This window comes from Shewanella sp. GJ50-10 (assembly GCF_055808815.1).
In genome coordinates, this window is the sequence record NZ_JBVVSS010000001.1 from 1702138 (window position 1) to 1721605 (window position 19468).

A 19468-nucleotide genomic window follows, 5' to 3' on the forward strand; every position below is an offset into this window, starting at 1 on the left:
ATGAAACATTCTAAAATAGCTCTTTTAGTTACAGCAGCAATTTTTGCTTCTAGTAGCGCATATGCAAGTTCTACTAATGAAGCAACAGTTGACCAAAATGGTAACGGCAATGGCGCGACAGTAACGCAAGTCGTTGACAGTGAGAACAATGATGCTTTTGTGACTCAAACTGGTGATACAAACACTGCAACAATTACTCAATCAGAAACTTCTGAAACGTTAGCTACTATTACTCAAACGGGTAATTTAAATGTAGGTACTGTGCTGCAACATAATGATACTCAAACAGCAACAGGCTCTATTGAATCTACTGGTAATTCAAATATCGCATTTATTGAACAGCAATTTAATAATGGTGCAAATGCAGTTGCTGCAGTGACTCAAGATGGTAATGAGAATAACGCTAACATTTTCCAAGATGATGGTGATGGCGCAGTTTCAATTATCGATCAAAATGGCAGTAATGACACAGCAGAAATTTATAACCATTGGTCTGATTATGCTGATGCAACAATAACGCAAGCTGGTGGACCAAATAACTTTGGTCGAATTGAGCAAGAATCATCAGATGCAGCATCAGCTAGTATTTACCAAGATGGCGATAATAACAGTTCATTAGTTGTTCAAGATACTCAGAATTACAATTTAGCTGGCTCGGACGATACAGTCGCGATGGTTAGTCAAACTGGTAGCTCAAATATTGGTAATACTAGTCAGACTGGCTTATCGAATGACGCTAACGTAATGCAAATGGGCGATGTAAACCAAGCTTATGTTACCCAATCTAATCTTAATAACATGGCTGACGTTGACCAAACTGGTAATAGTGGTTTAGCAACAGTGACGCAAGACGGTGAAAATGGTCAAGCTACAGTAAATCAGTCTGGTGAAGAACAAACTGCAACAGTAATGCAGTCTGATTATGATCAATATGCTTTAGTAACTCAAAGCAATTCAAACAACATGGCTTCTGTTACTCAAAGTGGTTCTGTATCAGGTATGGGTAACAGTGCTACTGTGAACCAAGCTGGTGACGGAGATGATGTGACAATTCTTCAAACTGGTAATTTAAACGTTGCAGTTTCTGAGCATGGTGCTGGTAGCTTTGGCAATTTTGTATCAACTACTCAATCAGGTTCTGAAAACTATGCGGGCACTTCTACTCAGCTAGGTGCTGGAAGTACAATAACTATTAACCAAGACGGTAACCGAAACTCTGTATCACAACATCCTGATGCAGCTAATTACTACGGTCCTGGAGATATCGGTGCTGGTACTTATGGTGATGGTAACGTTTTAAATATCACTCAATTAGGTGATGATAACCATGCTTATGCGGATTCATCTGATTCAGGTTCTAATGTAGATATTTCACAGACTGGTGAGTTTCATGAAGCGATTGCTGAGTCTTGGTTAGGTAGTGGCAATGATATTGATATTACACAAACAGATGACAATAACTATGCAAAAGTTTATGCCAATGGCGATATGAACACTGCTTCAGTAATGCAATCTGATACAGGTAATATGGCTAACGTAACTCAACTTGGTAGCAACAACACAGCTATGGTTAACCAAGGTATGTAGTACTAAAGTATAAGTAAGGGTTTTTAAACACCCTTTCGGCTAATTGTTAAAGCCAGGTTAGCTTGCTAATCTGGCTTTAATGATACAGGCACAGTATCAAAGCTTATTAATTACCTTTTATTCGCAATCACATGGAGTGTAAGTGATGTTTAAAGTTATCAACTGGATGATAGTTTCCCGTTCTCAATTACTCATTGATTTACTTGATTGCCGTTGGCCTCAAGAGTTCTTGGTTAAGCTTGCTAAAGCAACGCCAGCAACAATGAGTTCTCAACTCGCAACTCAGCAAATATCTTTAGTGGTGTTTGATTTAGCCACCATAGATTTACAACAAGCTTATCAATTACAACGACTCATTGAGCGTGAGCATTATGTTGTAAAGACAGTGTTTATAAACTTTCCAAAGCAAGTTGATGCAAAATTTTTAATCCATCCTGCCACAACGACAGGAGCGTTTTATATTGATGCGGATCTGACCGAAATTAGCAGTGGTTTAAATGAAATTTTGAAAGGCCGAAGTGTCATTCCAATTGATTTACATAAGTCGATTATGAATGATGATGCAGATGATGAGTCGGAGCATCTTACTATTAGAGAAAGAGAAGTGTTACAAGCTCTTCTAACAGGTAGTACAAACTTAGATATTGCTAATCAACTATTTGTCAGCGAAAGCACCATTAAAACTCATCTTTATAGAGCATTTAGAAAAATTGGAGTTTCAAGTCGTGGACAAGCGATTGCTTGGGCTCAAACTCATATGCATGAGGTAAGAGTGTGAAAAATTCTTTATTGATATTCATAAGCCTTAATTTCTTATTTGTCATTATGATGAACGAGTCAGTGGCTGCTGAAGTTAATAAAGTTAAAGTCGAAACTCAAAAAGAAGTGTCAGTCCCTGAGGTGCAGCCTGCTTTAGATGAAATCGTGCCAGAGTCTAAAGCATCTGTGGCGCAAGAAAATTCATTAAAAAAACCAGGGACAAAATCAATCATAGTTAATGATAACAAACCTAAACAAGAATCTGACTTAATTGATGGACTTATATTAAACAGAGCTATGACAAGGCTAGGTCATCGCTTTTATCGTGAGTTTGTAGCTGCATATCGAGATATTGGCGGTAATAACAAGCACTCGGGCTTAACGGTTGTTGAGCAAGCAACAGCAAGAAGTGGTAGTAAAATTTTAATTCAACAGAATCGTAAAACCATATTTATCACTTTTGTTTCACCGGTGAGTAGGAATATGGACGATCAGGTTAAGTATGCCGCTAAACGTGTAAATTCAGCGGTGACTAAAAGAAATGAACAAGCAGTGTTGGGAGCATTATTTGATCCTGATCTTGCTCCTGATGAAATATAAGCAGGGAATGCCGATATGAAAAAACTAATATTTACTTTTATTCTATTAATGTTTTCAGTTAATAGTTTTGCAACTCAATTAATTTATCAACCCGTGAACCCTGCATTTGGTGGCAGTTATTTAAATGGTTCATATTTATTAGCGAACGCAGCTGCACAAAATGACCATGATAGCGGTGGTTCTGGCTATGTTCCACCGACAGCATTAGAGAGACTTTCTAGTTCATTGCAATCTAGATTAATGAGCCAACTTTTTAATGATGCAGCTAATGGTGGTGAAGGATATTTATTAACTGATGATTTTGAAATTAATGTCGTCAATGAAGATGGTTCGCTAATTGTACACATTACTGATGTGCTGACTGGCGAAACAACCATTATTGAAGTTGGCGGTATTGTTGATGATAGTGTGGGTGGCTAACAATGAATAAGATTATTATTAGTTCTTTAGTCATCTTACTTTCAGCTTGTTCATCAGTTGACGAGCAATTTGAAGACATTGATGCAACGTCTAGTTTAATGCCAAAAAGTGAAACTTATTATGACCTAACAAGTTTACCTTTTCCGCAAGGCGCTATGGTTGCGGCTGTTTATGACTTTAGAGATCAAACAGGGCAATACAAGCCAATTCCATCAAGTAACTTTTCTACGGCAGTGCCGCAGTCTGGGACAGCGTTTTTAGCGCAGTCTTTAAATGACTCGTCATGGTTTATTCCTGTAGAGCGAGAAGGACTTCAAAATCTTTTGACGGAGCGAAAAATTGTTCGCGCAGGACTTAAAGGGGATGCGAGTAAACTTCCACAGTTAAACAGTGCTCAGGTGTTAATGGAAGGCGGAATTGTCGCTTATGATACCAATATTAAAACTGGCGGTGCAGGCGCACGTTATTTAGGCATTGGCGCATCTGGTCAGTATCGTGTTGACAGTATTACTGTAAATTTACGTGCGGTTGATATTCGCACCGGACGATTGTTAAGTAGTGTGACGACGACCAAAGCGGTTATTTCAAAAGAAATTACAGCAGGAGTGTTTAAGTTTATTGATGCTCAAGACTTATTAGAAGCTGAAGCTGGTTACACTTCAAATGAACCTGTGAGTCTTTGTGTTGTTTCAGCCATTGAAAGTGCAGTGGTTCATTTAATCGCTGACGGTATTTGGAAAGGGGCTTGGAGTTTAGGTGATTCAGCAACAGGTATGCAAAATACAACCTTACAGAAATATTGGTTGGAAGCGCATAGTGAATCTAAAGTAAGTGCAAGAATCAAACGTGGATAATCTATAATTTTTACCTAAAAAAGGTGCCTTGAGGCACCTTTTTTATTTCTTATAAATCAGTTCTAAATAACTTACAAATCACTTTTACAAATTATCTCTATTCACTATAGCCAAATGCTTAGCTTATTTTTATCTTGGATTTCAAGGCTAATGGTATCCGCTTCAGTTGCACTGATTGGCATACGACCTTGCATCAGCTCATCGCGTCTAAACCAATGCAGTAACACTTCATCACCGATGGTCATTGATTGAAGTTGTGCTTCAAGTTGAGCATCGACTTGAAGGTGATTGGCTGAAATTAATAAATCCCCAGCGCTTAACCCAGCTTGATGAGCAGGACTATTTTGTGTCACGGTTAATACTTTTAATCCGATAGATTCCGATTTGGTTCTTGCGCCAAATGCGATTTTATTACCAGATACATCACCGCCGCCTAAATCGGTATTCCCAGCGCTTGCTCTAAGGCGCATAGTAATCCCGACTTTATCAAGTAAAGCTTCTAGCGGGATATCTTGGGTATTTTCAAGATAAGCGAATAAGTCATCACAATTTCTATTTAACAGCTTCTCAATGATTTGCTTGTGAGTATCTATCTGAGTACCAATGTTTCTTGAACCATAATCTTGCCAAAGCGCGCGCATAACATCATCTAAGCTCTGTTTTCCATCAGTTTCTAATCGGATAGTTAAGTCCAAATAGAGTGCGAATAATGCTCCTTTGGTGTAGTAGCTCACAATGGCATTATTGGCATTTTCATCTTGCTTATAAAATTTAGTCCAAGCATTAAAGCTCGATGATTTTAAGGTTTGCTTGAAACGGCCTTGGGAACGATAAACTCGGGTCATGATTTCGCTAAGCATGGTTAAATATTGAGTTTGATCAACACAACCACTTCGATAGGTAAGAAAATCATCAAAATAAGAGGTAATACCTTCATAAGCCCAAAGCTGCTCTGTATAGGCTTCTTGAGATAAATCGAACGGGGTAAACTCGGCAGGTTTAATCCGTTTTACATTCCAGCTATGGAAATATTCATGACTACATAGGGATAGATAAACTCGATAATCTTTGTTTACCTCGTGCTCCATATCAGTGGGTAAGTCTTTTCGTGAACACATGAGTGCTGTACTGGCTCGATGCTCTAACCCTCCGAAACCATTACCTAAAACAGTCGTTAAAAAGACATACCGTTCAAATGGCGCATTACCACCGAAAAGGTTTATTTGATATTCACAAATGGCTTTTAAGTCTTTGCATAATCGCGGCATTGATGCGCGATGTTTGCCGCTGAGGACAATATCGTGCGGAACGCCGCAGGCTTCAAAGCTTTCAATCGTCAAATCGCCCATTTCGACAGGGTGATCGATGAATTCATCATAGCTATCGGCATAAAACTCACCAAAGCCAAATGGTTCACCAGCAGTTCTTTTCATGCTGGTGGCTAATTTCCATTGGCTAAGTTCATCCAACGCTGGTTTTTCAATGGTTAAGGTATGCTTGGTTTCTTCAAGTCCTTTAGCGCATAAGAAAACGCTACTGCCATTAAAAAATCCATGGGTAGTATCTAGGTGCGCTGAGCGCACAGATAAGTCCCAGGCGTAAACTTGATAACTAATTTTGATAAAACTGTCGCTGTTTTGGCATTGCCAAGTTTGCTTATCTAACTGCAATACTTCAACGGGTTGTTCATTGTTATCAACTGCTTTTATATCAATTAGATTTCTGGCGAAATCACGGATCATATAACTGCCCGGTAACCAAGAAGGCAATGACAAAATCTGATGAGGTTTTGCAGTGTTAATTGTTTGAGTGACTTCAAATAAATGCGCTTTAGGATCGATAGCAATGATGTGATAATGCATGAACAAATTCCAAGTAAGTTGGTGTTGCTAAAAAGAAATGCGAGCTAGAAGAGTGTTAATGCTGCCAAAATCACTAGCAATGTGCAAATGCAGATGTACATATCCACTAAATCTAAAATGAGTATTTACTGGAGTGACAAAGGCGGTAGTTGATACTATAAGATAACCTAGTTTGCGAATAACGTAACAGGCTTCACCCTACATATAACGATAAGGATGATTACCCATGGCCGAAGAAACCATTTTTAGTAAAATTATTCGCCGCGAAATTCCAGCGGATATTTTATTCCAAGACGAGCTAGTCACTGCGTTTCGTGATATTTCACCTCAAGCTCCGACCCATATATTGATTATCCCCAATCACCTTATTCCTACTGCTAACGATATTAAAGCTTCAGATGAACTTGCTTTAGGCCGCATGATGTCAGTTGCAGCTAAACTTGCTGATGAAGCTGGTATTGCTGAAGATGGCTACCGTTTAATTATGAATTGCAACAAACATGGTGGCCAAGAGGTTTATCATATTCACATGCACTTGGTAGGCGGTAAACCATTAGGTTCTATGCTTAATCACGCAGGATAAATTAAGCGAAATGAAAATAAACAGTGAATTTTTCCCGTTAACAGAAGTAGCGACCCGCTTTGTTAATCAATTAGCCCAATGCCGACGTTTGAATATCAGCGTACTTGAAGCCAGTGAACACCATGTATTACTAGAGCTACCATATAGCCAAGATATTATTGGTGACCCTGATACTGGTGTTATCCACGGCGGGGTAGTGACTACGTTAATCGACACGGCATCAGGTACGTCGGTTGTGAGTGCAATTTTAGCTAAGTACGAGTCTTTAGAGATATCACCAACACTGGATTTGCGTGTTGATTATATGAAGCCCGCGGAACCTGATAAGCCGCTATATGCCATTGCCGAATGTTATCGTTTATCTGCTAATGTCGCATTTACTCGAGCAATTGCATATCAAGACAGTGTTGATGACCCTATTGCTCACGCTGTAGGTTCATTTATGCGTATTAGCCCTGAAATGGTAGGTGAAGAATTTCGTCAAGCATTAATGGGCGAGTCGAAAAATACTGTAGAGCCAAGCAATAGCGATATCGGTACACGGGAATCAATTACGCCAATTGCAGATGCTTTTGCGGCAGATGACTTAAATGTTCATGATATTGTTAAACGTGCCATTGACTTGAACGACTATAGTTATTTATTAGCTAAAGTGCCGTACACACAGTTTATCGGCATGAGTGTTAACCGTTTCGGTGATGAAATGGTGTTTAAATTACCGCAAAAAGACGACAATATTGGCAACCCGATTTTACCCGCTATTCACGGAGGTGTGATTGCAGGCTTTATGGAAATGTCGGCAATTGTACAATTAATGGTGTTCATGCAAGCGAAGAAAGTGCCTAAAATTATTGATTTCTCAATCGATTATTTAAGGGCTGGTTTGCACCAAGATACCTTTGCAGAGTGTAAAATTACTCGCCAAGGCCGCAGAGTCGCGCACGTTACAATCAATTGCTGGCAAACGAATAGAAAGCAATTAATTGCCACCGCGAGAGCGCACTTTTTGTTAGACCAATAAGCTTTATATATTTTATAGAAGAGTCACTTACGAACCGTCAGTTTCAAGCCCATAGGGCTAAGTTATCAAGAGGATACATGATGAAGTTTTCAATAGTCGTTGTAACATTAGTATTAATGATGTCAGCTTGTGCTAATCACACCGCTGGAGTATCAGCAGGTTCCAATGGCGAAACTCGGGTTGATAATTACTCATTTGGTCAAGAGGTCGCTGTCGAGCAAGTTAACGTGCGTACACAAGGTGATTTATTACAAGGCTCGGCGTTAATATTAAGCAAGGTTAGCACCGACCTACGTCTACAATATAAATTTACTTGGTATGACGCTGGTGGATTTACTATTGAAGATGAAGCTACTAGCTGGAAATCATTAAAACTTCACGGTAAGCAACAAATGCAGGTAACCGCTGTAGCACCTAATACCACAGCCACACGCTTTGATGTTTATGTCCGCAAAGCCTTCTCAAATTAAGCGTTAATCAATTTTAGAAAACACCCATATTTGGGTGTTTTTTTATGCCTAAACGGTTCACTTCTTTAGGTGATACAAACTTGTACTTAAATAGTTAATGAAAAGTTCTCAGTAACAGTGTCGTACTTATTGCTAATCGTTTATAATCCGCCTCGCCAAGGGGTGTTAGCTCAAAAAAGAGCTAACTGAGATGTTTTTTGACGAACCCTTAGAACCTGATCCGGCTAATACCGGCGTAGGAATAGGCTGCATTTTTTAAGACATCATTTTTGAATTAACGCTAAAACAAGAAAGCGAACTCGACAATGTTGTCACAGATGCACATCACTCATTCACTATGCTTGCCGGATCTCAAAATTATTATTTGAGGTCCTATGTCTTTATTTAAACCTAAATCGCCTGTTGCGATTGCCATTCTCGCCGCTTTATCGACTTCTGCTGTTGCACAATCTGAAGATATTGAGCGCTCAGCGCCAAATGCAGAAAAGATGGAAGTCATTGTTGTTAATGCTGACTTCAGTAATATCGAGCTTGAAAAAGCGCCTTCTAGCGTGACGGTAATCGACAGTCAGCAATTACAAGACGAAGGGGCACAGCATTTTGAAGATGTATTGAACTCTATTGCCAACTTTAACTGGTCAGGCGGCAGTTCACGTCCTAAATACTTCCAAATTCGTGGTGTTGGTGAGCAAGAAGAATATCAAGGCGCACCTAACTCATCGGTTGGCTTTATCGTTGATGATATTGATTTATCAGGTATCGGCATGGTTTCAAGCATGTACGATATGCAACAAGTTGAAGTATTACGTGGACCTCAAGGCACCCAATATGGTGCTAATGCATTAGCCGGGTTAATTTATTTAAAAAGTAATGACCCAACGGATGTATTTGAACATGGCGCACAAGTGTCAATGGGTGATGATGATTTACAAACTTTCTCTGGTTTTAGCTCCGGTCCCTTATCTGATTCAGGTAAATTGTTGTATCGCGTATCGTTAGAACAGCATTCTCAAAATGGTTACCGTGATAATACCTATCTAGAGCGTGAAGATACGAACGCCCGTGACGAGTTTACCGCTAGAGCAAAACTGCGCTGGTATGCAACCGATGACGTGCAACTTGATTTAACCTTATTACATGCCAACTTTGACAATGGTTATGATGCTTGGACATTAGATAATAATGGTTTTGAAACCATTACTGATAAGCCTGGAGTTGATAGCCAAAAAACCACTGGCGTTGGCTTAAAAGCGATTTTTACTCAGTTTGAAAAATTTGAACTGACCTCGCTAACTTCATTTGCACAAACTGACCATCACCATAATTATGATGGCGATTGGGCTAACCCTGATTATTGGGCCTCAAAAGAATGTACTGCTTATGATGATAACTGGGTCGAGATTGGCACAGAGCCATGTGTTTACGATTACACATGGGATAAGCAAGGCGACCGCAAAACGATTTCACAAGAGTTCCGTATTAGCTCAAACGAAGCAGGACGAATTTTTAACGATTCGACTGACTGGTTAGTGGGTTTATACGGCATGAACCTGAAAGAAGATAACGATTTATACTCTGAATACAATGGCTGGCCTGATGAAGTATTACAGTCAGAATATGAAGCCACCAACTATGCCATTTTTGCCCAAACAGATACCCAGTTTGGTGATGGTTATGTATTTTCAGCAGGTGTGCGATTAGAACGCCGCGTAAGTGAGTATTCCGACAGTAATGGCGATGAATTCGATCCTACAGAAAATATGTGGGGCGGGCATTTAGCGATTTCTAAAAGCTTAAACCAAGATCATAACGCTTACTTTAGAATTGCTCGCGGTTACAAAGCGGGTGGCTTTAACATGACTTTACCACCTGAACTTGCTGATAAAAAAGAATTCGATACTGAAATTCTATACAACTATGAGTTAGGTCTTAAATCATCATGGTTAGATGGCGCGGTAGCGACCAATATGGCGCTGTTTTACATGGACCGTCAAAACCAACAAGTATCGGCGTCACAGCAAGATCCTGACGACCAACAGCGCTTCATTCTATACACTGATAATGCCGGTAGCGCTAAAAACTATGGCGCAGAAGCAGACTTTAAATACTATGCCACAGATAACATAGAGTTTTACGGCAGTGTAGGTTGGTTAGAAACTGAATACGGTGATTATCAATACAATGATGGTTCAGGTAACGTAATTGACTTAACAGGGCGCGACCAAGCGCATGCGCCTAACTTCACTTACAGCGCAGGTATGAGCTATGTCAGTGATTCAGGTTGGTTCACCAACTTAAATGCCAGTGGAAAAAGTGACTTTTACTACTCAGATAGCAATGAATCCAAATCAGATGCTTACACCATATTCAATGCACGCATTGGTTATGAGTCACAGATGTGGTCAGCTTACTTATGGGGCAGAAACTTATTTGATGAGCAATATGGCGTACGTGGTTTCTACTTTGGTAATGAGCCAGATTTAGATTGGGCTGATAAACAATATGTTCGTTATGGCGATCCTCGCCAGTTAGGCATTACACTTGATGTGAAGTTTATGTAGTGTTTACTGATTATTGATAAAGCTGAATTTCTTTAACAATAACAATAGTTTTAACATTGTTATTTAACAATGAAATACAGTGAAATACCGCCATGGTTTGCCATTTCTTTGCTAAACTATGGCGGTATTTTTACTTAAGTCGCCCCTAAGGAATTCCTGATGAAATTAACAGCTGAAATCAGTATGTATCCGTTTAACGAAAACTATTTGGATCCGATTAAATGGTTTATTGGCCGTGTTGATAGCTACTCAAATATCGAAAGAAAAACCAATGCCATGGCAACACAAGTTTGTGGTGAATATGCTGATGTGATGTCAATGCTTGCTGTGGAGATGGAAGCTGCTCACCAAAAGTGGGGCAAGGCTGTTTTTGTGTGTAAATTCATTGGTGGCGAGTTAGATTTAACTCACACTGAATAACTGTTCATAGCGAACTATTGCTACTCATTATAAGAAGTAATTTTTAAGAACTAATGTCCTTAAATACTTTAGTTAATTAATTTTTGAATAGAAAAAGAAATCATTAATATGCTTGCTGAGATTTTCCAATACTTTCAAACTGCCTTAACAGAAGCCTCCGCTATGACAGGGTGGGAAGCTATTGCTGTGGTACTTGCAATCGCCTATTTAGTTTTAGCCATGAGAACCAATATCTGGTGCTGGGCTGCAGCTTTTGTCAGTACCGCTATTTATACGGTGTTGTTTTGGAAAGTCTCACTATTAATGGAATCCCTACTTAACGTCTATTATATGGCGATGGCTGTGTATGGCTTTTGGTTATGGCGCTATGGCAGTAATAAAATTGAAGGCAGCTCTCAAGATACTGAGTTAGCTATTGTGAGTTGGTCATTGAATAAGCATCTGATTATTATTGCGGTAACGTCTGTAATATCGTTGATTGTAGGTTATTTGATGGCCACGAATACTTCGGCATCTTTTCCATACCTTGATGCATTAACGACGTGTTTTGCTGTAATGACTACCTACTTAGTTGCTAAAAAAGTGATAGAAAACTGGTATTACTGGATGGTAATAAATTCGTTGTCTATATATTTGTATCTTCAAAAAGGCTTAATGCTCACTTCTGGTTTACTGGTTTTATACTTATTTATGGCGGTGAGTGGTTATTTTATGTGGCGTAAAAAAATGCAGCAAGATACGCTTGAAACACAGTTTAATCTCGCTAAATAACTCTTGTTGATAAGCTCTCTGCTAATTTTAAAACCCACAAACCGAGCGAGAATAAAGACTAATAACCGATGACAGTATTTAACCCTTGGGCATTATTGCCTGCTGATCTTAAACATCAATTGCCTTCATCGTTAGTGGTGGATATTAGCGACAATTGTACTGGTGTCGATAGGTTGTCCGCAGGCTTAAGTAACAGTAATTACCACCTTAAAATGCCATCTAAAGACTGGGTGTTACGGGATAATAAAGATATTCAGCAGTGGTGTGATAGAGATAATGAAGTCGCTTGCTGGCAAATGGCGCAAGCTATCCAATTAGCGCCTAAACTTATATGGCAAAGCGGGACTAAGCAGTTTTATTTAAGTGAGTTTATCAAGCAAGCAAGCTTTGATTGGTCATCTACATTCTCTGAATATGGCTTTAGCTCATCTAATAGACCCAAAAACAATGTCTTTCAATGTGGTGATGGTCTAGCTGAGCAGTACGAACCCGTTAGTCAATTACTGAACTTACTGAATCAACTCACTACATTAGCTTTACCCCCTAAAGCCATTAGCATTACTGAGCAGTGGCACGTCTATCTTGAGTCATTAGCTGAACTGTCAAATCACCAATTAGATAAACAATGGTGTGATGCATTTGCACAATTATTAGATTTAAAACCTGCAATGACTTCTTGGCTGGCTGATGTAGAGTCTTGTTTGATTAGGCCACAATTTTGTCATCGCGATTTATCACCGTTTAATCTATTGCTACAACAAGATAAATTGCTGTGTATCGATTTTGAATATTGCGCAGCAAGCCATCCGATGTTTGATTTAGCCTCGATTTTGGCAACTCATCAGTTAACTGATCAACAAGCTAAAGATCTTTCTGAGCAATATCTATTTCAACATCCAAACCTTCAAACCAATGCTATTCAGTATTTAGATCAAATCTATAACTGCTTTTGGGCATTTAGCGCGGCTTGGGCATTGATGATGGCAGCTAAAGGCCCAGATTCAGAAGATGATCAACTCGTTGATGCTTTAGTTAATCAAACGTCAACTGACTCAAAAACTTCATATTTTATGTTATTCAACAAATACCTATCTTTAATATCATAAGGCTATTATTCTTAATCAATAGCCAAGATTAAGGAGAACGTCCGTTGAAGAAGTCATTCGTTCCATTATTGCTGGTGGTGTTTTTGGTGGGGTGTTCCACAAAATTTAGCTATTTCTTTCTCGATTGGGCCATAGAATGGCGAGTAGAGGAGTACGTTACTTTTGATAAACAGCAGCAGAAACAGTTTGATGTATTGCTAGAGAAATTCCTAATCTGGCATCAAAAAGATGAATTACTCCGATATAGCCAGCAGTTAAACTCTCTTTCGCAAGCGATTCAAAGCCAAACTGTCACTCCTGAGTTATGGCAGCAGCAAGTCACCGATGCTAAAGCACATTGGTTTCGTATTTTTGATTTTGTATTACCTGATTTATTACCCATTTTAGCCAGCCTTTCAGATCAACAAGCTCGCGAATTGATTGAAAAGCTTAAAGAAGATAATAAAGAACTAAATCAAAAGTATGCCGGAAAAACTCCGCAGCAATTGTTAGACGATTCAAATGAAAAAGTCATCGATAACATTGACGATTGGTTAGGCAGTGTTTCGCCACAGCAACAAGCATTAGTTAAGCAATATAATAAACAGCGATTAGCGACATTAGATATGTGGCTAGAATATCGACTGGACTGGTTAAGGCAATTTCAACAAGCCATTGAAATGCGTGATGATACAGAGCTACTTGAGCAGCGTATGCGCTTATTGATGACATCGCCTGATGAATTAAAATCGGAAGTTTATCAGCAACATGTTGACCAAAACTCTCGTTTATTTGGCCAATTAGTGATTGACCTTAATAGCAGTTTATCTGCTAAACAAAGACAACATTTCACTAAAAAAATGGATGAGTTAATTACTGACCTAAGTGATCTTTCAAAAGAGATAAAGTAAATCTGAAATAAAATGTATGAGTTATTTTTGATCATGTTTTGAAAGATTTATCTACTATGCTTGGTCTAGTGACGTAATGAACGAATATTTTAAGGAATAAATATGAGTAATCTTTACCAGCAATTTTTAAACTTTTTAAAACATATTGAAGGCTTAGCGCCATTAGCCTTGCGTATTTACCTTGCGCCAGTTTTAATGCAAGCGGGTTACAACAAATTGTCGCATTTTAGTGATACCGCAGCTTGGTTTGGTAATCCAGATTGGGGGTTAGGCTTGCCTATGCCTGAGGTAATGACGGCGTTAGCTGCTGGTACAGAGTTATTTGGTGGTTTTTTATTATTAATTGGATTGGCAACTAGACTCATTGCTATTCCGATGATGTTCACCATGTTCGTCGCAGCTTTTGCTGTGCATATTGATAATGGTTGGTTAGCCATAGCAGATGCGAGTTCTTGGTTAGCGAATGATAATGTTGCTGCTTCGGCTGAAAAATTAGAGGCTGCCAAGTCAATTTTGCAACAGCACGGTAATTATGAGTGGCTAACAAGCTCAGGTAATTTTGTTATTTTGAATAACGGAATCGAATTTGCCATAACCTATTTATTCATGTTGCTGGCTCTACTTATGCTAGGTGGTGGTCGATACACTAGCCTTGATTACTTTATTCGAAAACGTTTTATGTCATAAGTTGAGTCATTAAAAAATCCCACTTCAATGTGGGATTTTTGTTAGTATCGGTCTGAATTTATTATTGTGATTGGTAAAAAGGACATTTCATTGGACGCATCAGAATTATTACTCACCCGACAATCAACGCCGAGATTAACCCTGCCAGCCCCTTCAGAATCTCAACTCGACTTTATTCTTAATGCCGCAGCAAGAGTGCCTGACCATGGTGCTTTAACGCCTTGGGAATTTATCATTGCCACTGGTGATGGCCTTAATAAGTTAGGCGAAATTTTTGTTAAAGCAGCTAGCGCGAATGGAGCTGAAGAAGCCTTTATCACAAAGGCTAAAGGCATGCCGCATCGTGCGCCTATGGTCATTACCATTGCGACTAAAAACCAACAGCATCCGAAAGTTCCATTACTAGAACAGCAACTTGCAGCAGGCTGTGCGACCATGGCAATGCAACAAGCAGCATTTGCTTTAGGCTTAGGTGCAGTTTGGCGTACAGGTGACTTTGCTTTTAATGCCACTGTAAATAAAGAGTTAGGCTTAGCTGAAGAAGAACAAATTGTAGGTTTTTTATATGTTGGAACACCAGCAGTTAAAGCACCAGTTAAACCTTTAAAGGAAGGTCGTCAGTTTGCTCGTTTTCTTTAGAGGCAGGATTTATCAAAGCACTTTGAAATATAAAGTCTGCGCATCAAAGCAAAATAAAAAAAGAACATATAAAAATATGGCGCTGCGTTAAAGGCAGCGTCTGTATGATAAAAGTTATTGGAGTAGGTGTTAAAGTAAGTTTAATTTACTCTTTAGGGTCTAACGAATCTAGTGGCAGTAAATTCTGATAAATATAGTAACCTAAAGGTCCAAAACATAGGCTGATGGTTCCCCATAAATACCTGCGCACATTATCTATATGAGCGCCAGTTGTCATCGCTCTATGACAAAACATGATATGTAAAATACTGAGCAACAGTATTAATAACATCACCAAATCCATTTGTTCCATGTCTACATCCTTGATTACTGCAAAGAGACTTATCTAAGCTTAATCTCATTTTGGAATTTCGCAGCAAAAACAATAAAAAATCCATCTTATAGTTGACGTAACATACTTCAATTTAACTCATTAATTCAATGGTTTTATTGAATAATTATACAAAAGTGTGAATCTACGCTTATTAATTAAGCATATGCTTAACTAGTTTGGTCACTTTAACTTGGTTTGTTGCTCAATATCATCGAGCCATAATGGATATTTGCACATAACGGATTGAAATAAATCACTTTCAATATGGTGTTTTAGCCATTTTCTCACATGAGAATACGGGCTTTGTTCAAACCAACTTCGGTTAACGTGGGCAAACTGGCGAACGAATGGAAAAATAGCAAAATCGGCATAGGTTGGACTGTGAGCAAATAAGTGATCTGTATTGCTCAGCTTAGTCTCAAGTATTGCTATGAATTTACATGCTTTTTCACGGTAATACTCTTCAGTAAATTCAAGGTGTCTATCTGCATATTTGTATTTGTCTAGCCAAGATTTAAATTCATTATCGTTTATATCAATTAATGCTTTTGCATCTTTATCTGTTAACGACTTTATCAATAAGTCATATTCACCTTTGCATAAATATTCGTAATTCGTTGCAGGATAATGACTGAGTGAATAATTAATAATATCTAGACTTTCTTCTAGTATAAGCCACTTATTATTAATACTTTCGTCTTGGTTTTTGTTTTGGTATTGATTCTCGGAATGAATGACTAAAACCGGTACCGTTCCTTTAGGAGAAATCTCCAGCATTTCAGCAGGTTTATTTTTAAGGATGATTTCTCGTACCTGCGGGTTTAGTGAAGATAAGTGTAGTCCTAAGCGGGCTCTCATTGCGTAAGGACAACGTCTAAAACTGTATAGGATCATGTGGTGTGTTTATTTTTGATTTCTTAATATACGAGCCATTCTAAGGCGTTATTCAATGGATTGTTAGCTATAACTCGCTTCGCAATGTGATCTTAATCAAATAAAATTGCCGAGATAAGTGTGATTAAGGTACAATTCCGCGCTTTTATTTGAGCTGCGTCCCGTTTGTTCTGAGCAGTTATCGTTGCCTATTGGCATTAATTAATATTGCTCTACAACAACGCTCTCAAATTTAAAGCTTAATAAACACATTATTTCGATAAAACCTATGCACTGGAAATTAAGTTCCAGCTAGCGGAGAAAACCATGTCACACGTTGTAGTTTGTGCGTTATATAAGTTTGTTGCCTTACCTAATTTTGAATCTATTAGAGCACCATTATTAGCCCATATGGAAAATGCTGAAATCCGCGGTACCTTATTACTGGCTAAAGAAGGCATTAACGGTACAGTTGCTGGTAGCCAGCAAGCCATTGATGGATTACTGGCATGGTTAGCCACACAAGAAGGCTTAGCTGATATTGTGTGCAAGCTTTCATTTGATGAACAAATGCCTTTTTATCGCACTAAAGTAAAACTTAAAAAAGAAATTGTGACTATGGGCGTTGAGGGAATCGATCCTCGTGAAGTGGTAGGTACTTATGTAAAGCCTAAAGATTGGAATGCGTTAATTTCAGATCCTGAAGTGCTATTAGTAGATACTCGTAATGACTATGAAGTACAAATTGGTACCTTTAAAGATGCGGTTAACCCTGTAACAGAAACATTCCGTGAATTTCCTGACTACGTTAAAGAAAACCTAGATCCTGTCAAACATAAAAAAGTCGCAATGTTCTGTACCGGTGGTATTCGCTGTGAAAAATCCACTGCCTATTTAAAAGAACAAGGGTTTGATGAGGTTTATCACCTTGAAGGCGGCATCCTAAAATATCTAGAGGAAGTAAAGCCTGAGCAAAGTTTATGGGAAGGTGAGTGCTTTGTATTTGATAACCGAGTCGCAGTGAATCATCAACTTGAAAAAGGCATTTACGATCAATGTAATGCTTGTCGCATGCCGATTACCCAAGAAGAAATGCAAACAGAAGCTTATGTCCAAGGGGTTAGTTGCCCACACTGTATTGATAAAATTTCAGATGAGCAACGTCAGCGCTTTATTGAACGAGAACGCCAAGTACAATTAGCAAAACAACGTGGTGAAGCGCACATTGGCAGCGAAGTTAAACAAGTCATTGCACAGCGCCGCAAAGATAAAGAGTCGTTAAAGCAAGCGCAAAACGAAAGCTAGTTAAAACTCTACTTTTATCAGTCAGCTTTCGATAAGCATCACCATCAAGTTACAGTTCTTTATTTAGGTCTAACAAGATTAAAGAACTAAAAAGTACACGCTATGAATAATAGCGTGTACTTTTTTATGGGTGTTCTCTTTAGTAAAAGCTCAACTTATTTAAAACACAACTTACTTAAAACTTAAGTTAATCCCTATTGTGGCTAACTTTTTCTGTTCGGCATATAAATCTTGTATTAATAATTCACAGCGTTGAGTTGCTTCTTTATCTTGCTCTTTGCACTGCGAAAGCTTAATTGTAAAATCTGCTTGTTGAGCTTTAACCTTTATTTGTTGGTCGCTGCTGGATGTTCTGCCTAAATTAAACAATACAGCTAGACGCAGAAGGGTTAGTAAGCGCGTAAAAGCTTGGCGCTGAATATCGTCTGCGATGGTGATGGATAGATAATTCAGTTTCTTGCGATGATTGCCCACCAGTAACGCTAGCATTTGCTGCTGTTGTTGGTTAAAGCCAGGTAAATCGCTGTTTTCTAAAATATAGCTACCATGCTTGTGGTGAGACTTAGAGTTGATGGATATGCCAATTTCATGAAGCTGACAAGCGCCTTCGAGTAACCAGCGATAATCCGTTAATCCCCATGGTTTACTGACTTGCTCAAATAGAGCTAAGGCCGTTTGAGTGACCTTATTCGCTTGGTTTGCATCAGTATGATAAAGCTGAGCTAAACTGGTTAATGTTCGTTGTCTTATATCATCTTGCTGTTCAATCTTGGCAAGCTCATAAAGGACTCCTTCACGCAGAGCACCTTTTGCAGCTTGCAAATGTTTGATTTCTAACTGTCTAAAAAAACTGATTAAAATGGCTAAACCTGCAGCAAGAAGCGGGATCCTTCTTTCATCGAGTTGCTCGAATTCAAGCTTGTCGATACGACCGACATTGATAAGGTGCTTTTTTAACGCTAATAGGTTTTTACTAGTTATGCCTTCGCCATTATCGGTAACTTCACTGATGGCGAGAGTAATGGCTTTTGCTGAGCCTGAACTCCCTAACACGAGTGACCAATCTTGGTTAAAGTAAACTTGGCTTAAGCCTGAAAATTGCTTATCTGCTGCTTGAATAGCTTGCTTAAATGATTCTTTTGAAAGGTGACCATTCACAAAAAAACGTTTGTTATAACTGACGCAGCCACATTTTAAACTGGCTAAATGTTTAGCACGTTTTTCATTACCCACAATCACTTCTGTTGAGCCACCACCAATGTCTATAACGATATTTTTTTGTTCAAGCACTTGGCTGTGGGCAATACCGGTATAGATTAAACGAGCTTCTTCATGCCCCGAAACCACATTAATTGGATAGGGCAGCACTTTGCGAGCTGCGGTTAAAAAAGATTGCCGATTCTTGGCTACGCGTAAGGTGTGCGTGGCGACAATTTTGACTTGGGCTTTCGCTAAGTTTGAAAAGCGCTGACTGAAATCTTTAAGACATTGAACGCCATTTTCAATTGCTACTTCTGCTAATACATTGTGATTATCAAGGTATTTTGCCAGCTGCACTTGGCGTTTTTCTTTGTGTAACACTTGCAAAAGCCCGTCTTGTTCACGAGCAATTACTAAGTGAAAACTATTTGACCCCATGTCGATAGCGACAAAATGTTGTGAGTCTTGTGCAATAACATCAGCCAAT

The 19468-nt window shown here is 38.8% G+C and carries 20 protein-coding genes and 1 riboswitch; of the genes, 16 read left to right on the forward strand and 4 right to left on the reverse strand.

Features of this window, described 5'->3' with window-relative positions; translation table 11 throughout:
• The 5 genes from AC0L4E_RS07055 (at position 1) to AC0L4E_RS07075 (ending at position 4220) form a co-directional block, all read left to right on the forward strand.
• Positions 1 to 1587 (forward strand): beta strand repeat-containing protein, encoded by a 1587-nt coding sequence (locus AC0L4E_RS07055; protein WP_473678597.1) that lies wholly within the window; start codon positions 1 to 3, stop codon positions 1585 to 1587.
• 145 nt (positions 1588 to 1732) lie between these two features.
• Complete coding sequence (locus tag AC0L4E_RS07060) at positions 1733 to 2365, forward strand: LuxR C-terminal-related transcriptional regulator (protein WP_220754520.1); 633 nt, start codon at positions 1733 to 1735, stop codon at positions 2363 to 2365.
• Positions 2362 to 2946 (forward strand): curli production assembly/transport protein CsgE, encoded by a 585-nt coding sequence (locus tag AC0L4E_RS07065; RefSeq protein WP_473678598.1) that lies wholly within the window; start codon positions 2362 to 2364, stop codon positions 2944 to 2946. Before AC0L4E_RS07060 ends, AC0L4E_RS07065 begins: the two co-directional genes overlap by 4 nt.
• A gap of 15 nt (positions 2947 to 2961) precedes the next feature.
• Complete coding sequence (locus tag AC0L4E_RS07070; protein ID WP_473678599.1) at positions 2962 to 3366, forward strand: curli assembly protein CsgF; 405 nt, start codon at positions 2962 to 2964, stop codon at positions 3364 to 3366.
• Between the two features lie 2 nt (positions 3367 to 3368).
• Positions 3369 to 4220, forward strand: a complete 852-nt coding sequence (locus AC0L4E_RS07075; RefSeq protein WP_473678600.1) for a CsgG/HfaB family protein — start codon at positions 3369 to 3371, stop codon at positions 4218 to 4220.
• Positions 4221 to 4324: 104 nt separating this feature from the next.
• Here the strand turns inward: AC0L4E_RS07075 and AC0L4E_RS07080 are convergent, their stop codons facing one another.
• On the reverse strand, positions 4325 to 6082 hold the full coding sequence (locus AC0L4E_RS07080) for a M61 family metallopeptidase (RefSeq protein ID WP_473678601.1): 1758 nt from the start codon (positions 6080 to 6082) through the stop codon (positions 4325 to 4327).
• A gap of 226 nt (positions 6083 to 6308) precedes the next feature.
• Here AC0L4E_RS07080 and hinT point away from each other — a divergent pair, with 226 nt between their 5' ends.
• From hinT to AC0L4E_RS07130, 10 genes are all read left to right on the forward strand, one after another.
• Entirely contained in the window at positions 6309 to 6665 is a 357-nt protein-coding gene (hinT, locus tag AC0L4E_RS07085) for a purine nucleoside phosphoramidase (protein ID WP_220754516.1), read from the forward strand.
• A gap of 10 nt (positions 6666 to 6675) precedes the next feature.
• On the forward strand, positions 6676 to 7686 hold the full coding sequence (locus AC0L4E_RS07090) for a PaaI family thioesterase (RefSeq protein ID WP_473678602.1): 1011 nt from the start codon (positions 6676 to 6678) through the stop codon (positions 7684 to 7686).
• An 80-nt stretch (positions 7687 to 7766) separates the two neighbouring features.
• Complete coding sequence (locus tag AC0L4E_RS07095; RefSeq protein WP_473681558.1) at positions 7767 to 8156, forward strand: YcfL family putative periplasmic lipoprotein; 390 nt, start codon at positions 7767 to 7769, stop codon at positions 8154 to 8156.
• 148 nt (positions 8157 to 8304) lie between these two features.
• Positions 8305 to 8416: riboswitch (TPP riboswitch) on the forward strand.
• Between the two features lie 114 nt (positions 8417 to 8530).
• A complete protein-coding gene (locus AC0L4E_RS07100) occupies positions 8531 to 10717 on the forward strand; it encodes a TonB-dependent receptor (protein WP_473678603.1) in 2187 nt (728 codons plus the stop codon).
• A gap of 159 nt (positions 10718 to 10876) precedes the next feature.
• Positions 10877 to 11137 carry a YkoF family thiamine/hydroxymethylpyrimidine-binding protein gene (locus AC0L4E_RS07105; RefSeq protein ID WP_153915403.1) on the forward strand — a complete coding sequence of 87 codons (261 nt, stop codon included), beginning with the start codon at positions 10877 to 10879 and terminating at the stop codon, positions 11135 to 11137.
• Positions 11138 to 11245: 108 nt separating this feature from the next.
• The gene (gene pnuC, locus AC0L4E_RS07110) at positions 11246 to 11908 is read left to right on the forward strand and encodes a nicotinamide riboside transporter PnuC (RefSeq protein ID WP_473678604.1); all 663 of its coding nucleotides are present in this window, start codon (positions 11246 to 11248) and stop codon (positions 11906 to 11908) included.
• A 68-nt stretch (positions 11909 to 11976) separates the two neighbouring features.
• Positions 11977 to 13014, forward strand: coding sequence for a phosphotransferase (locus tag AC0L4E_RS07115; protein WP_473678605.1), 1038 nt, complete (start codon positions 11977 to 11979; stop codon positions 13012 to 13014).
• A gap of 44 nt (positions 13015 to 13058) precedes the next feature.
• The gene (locus AC0L4E_RS07120) at positions 13059 to 13904 is read left to right on the forward strand and encodes a DUF6279 family lipoprotein (protein ID WP_473678606.1); all 846 of its coding nucleotides are present in this window, start codon (positions 13059 to 13061) and stop codon (positions 13902 to 13904) included.
• Between the two features lie 102 nt (positions 13905 to 14006).
• Positions 14007 to 14591: an HvfX family Cu-binding RiPP maturation protein gene (locus tag AC0L4E_RS07125; RefSeq protein WP_473678607.1), complete on the forward strand. Its 585-nt coding sequence runs from the start codon at positions 14007 to 14009 to the stop codon at positions 14589 to 14591.
• 90 nt (positions 14592 to 14681) lie between these two features.
• Positions 14682 to 15230: an NAD(P)H nitroreductase gene (locus AC0L4E_RS07130; protein WP_473678608.1), complete on the forward strand. Its 549-nt coding sequence runs from the start codon at positions 14682 to 14684 to the stop codon at positions 15228 to 15230.
• 145 nt (positions 15231 to 15375) lie between these two features.
• On the opposite strand, the gene AC0L4E_RS07135 is transcribed toward AC0L4E_RS07130, so the two are convergent.
• On the reverse strand, positions 15376 to 15582 hold the full coding sequence (locus tag AC0L4E_RS07135; protein WP_473678609.1) for a hypothetical protein: 207 nt from the start codon (positions 15580 to 15582) through the stop codon (positions 15376 to 15378).
• A gap of 201 nt (positions 15583 to 15783) precedes the next feature.
• Positions 15784 to 16497, reverse strand: coding sequence for a glutathione S-transferase (locus AC0L4E_RS07140; protein WP_473678610.1), 714 nt, complete (start codon positions 16495 to 16497; stop codon positions 15784 to 15786).
• Positions 16498 to 16803: 306 nt separating this feature from the next.
• On the opposite strand from AC0L4E_RS07140, the gene trhO reads away from it, so the two are divergent.
• The gene (trhO, locus tag AC0L4E_RS07145; RefSeq protein ID WP_473678611.1) at positions 16804 to 17781 is read left to right on the forward strand and encodes an oxygen-dependent tRNA uridine(34) hydroxylase TrhO; all 978 of its coding nucleotides are present in this window, start codon (positions 16804 to 16806) and stop codon (positions 17779 to 17781) included.
• A gap of 171 nt (positions 17782 to 17952) precedes the next feature.
• Here the strand turns inward: trhO and AC0L4E_RS07150 are convergent, their stop codons facing one another.
• Positions 17953 to 19467, reverse strand: coding sequence for a Ppx/GppA phosphatase family protein (locus AC0L4E_RS07150; RefSeq protein ID WP_473678612.1), 1515 nt, complete (start codon positions 19465 to 19467; stop codon positions 17953 to 17955).
• Position 19468 lies beyond the last annotated feature (1 nt).

Bases quoted from the DNA above. Each gene is read 5' to 3' on its own strand.
- AC0L4E_RS07095 (WP_473681558.1), top strand. From the start codon at position 7,767: ATGAAGTTTTCAATAGTCGTTGTAACATTAGTATTAATGATGTCAGCT.
- AC0L4E_RS07090 (WP_473678602.1), top strand. From the start codon at position 6,676: ATGAAAATAAACAGTGAATTTTTCCCGTTAACAGAAGTAGCGACCCGC.
- AC0L4E_RS07075 (WP_473678600.1), top strand. From the start codon at position 3,369: ATGAATAAGATTATTATTAGTTCTTTAGTCATCTTACTTTCAGCTTGT.
- AC0L4E_RS07080 (WP_473678601.1), bottom strand. From the start codon at position 6,082: ATGCATTATCACATCATTGCTATCGATCCTAAAGCGCATTTATTTGAA.
- hinT (WP_220754516.1), top strand. From the start codon at position 6,309: ATGGCCGAAGAAACCATTTTTAGTAAAATTATTCGCCGCGAAATTCCA.
- AC0L4E_RS07060 (WP_220754520.1), top strand. From the start codon at position 1,733: ATGTTTAAAGTTATCAACTGGATGATAGTTTCCCGTTCTCAATTACTC.
- AC0L4E_RS07125 (WP_473678607.1), top strand. From the start codon at position 14,007: ATGAGTAATCTTTACCAGCAATTTTTAAACTTTTTAAAACATATTGAA.
- AC0L4E_RS07055 (WP_473678597.1), top strand. From the start codon at position 1: ATGAAACATTCTAAAATAGCTCTTTTAGTTACAGCAGCAATTTTTGCT.
- AC0L4E_RS07140 (WP_473678610.1), bottom strand. From the start codon at position 16,497: ATGATCCTATACAGTTTTAGACGTTGTCCTTACGCAATGAGAGCCCGC.
- AC0L4E_RS07115 (WP_473678605.1), top strand. From the start codon at position 11,977: ATGACAGTATTTAACCCTTGGGCATTATTGCCTGCTGATCTTAAACAT.
- AC0L4E_RS07070 (WP_473678599.1), top strand. From the start codon at position 2,962: ATGAAAAAACTAATATTTACTTTTATTCTATTAATGTTTTCAGTTAAT.
- trhO (WP_473678611.1), top strand. From the start codon at position 16,804: ATGTCACACGTTGTAGTTTGTGCGTTATATAAGTTTGTTGCCTTACCT.
- AC0L4E_RS07105 (WP_153915403.1), top strand. From the start codon at position 10,877: ATGAAATTAACAGCTGAAATCAGTATGTATCCGTTTAACGAAAACTAT.
- pnuC (WP_473678604.1), top strand. From the start codon at position 11,246: ATGCTTGCTGAGATTTTCCAATACTTTCAAACTGCCTTAACAGAAGCC.
- AC0L4E_RS07100 (WP_473678603.1), top strand. From the start codon at position 8,531: ATGTCTTTATTTAAACCTAAATCGCCTGTTGCGATTGCCATTCTCGCC.
- AC0L4E_RS07135 (WP_473678609.1), bottom strand. From the start codon at position 15,582: ATGGAACAAATGGATTTGGTGATGTTATTAATACTGTTGCTCAGTATT.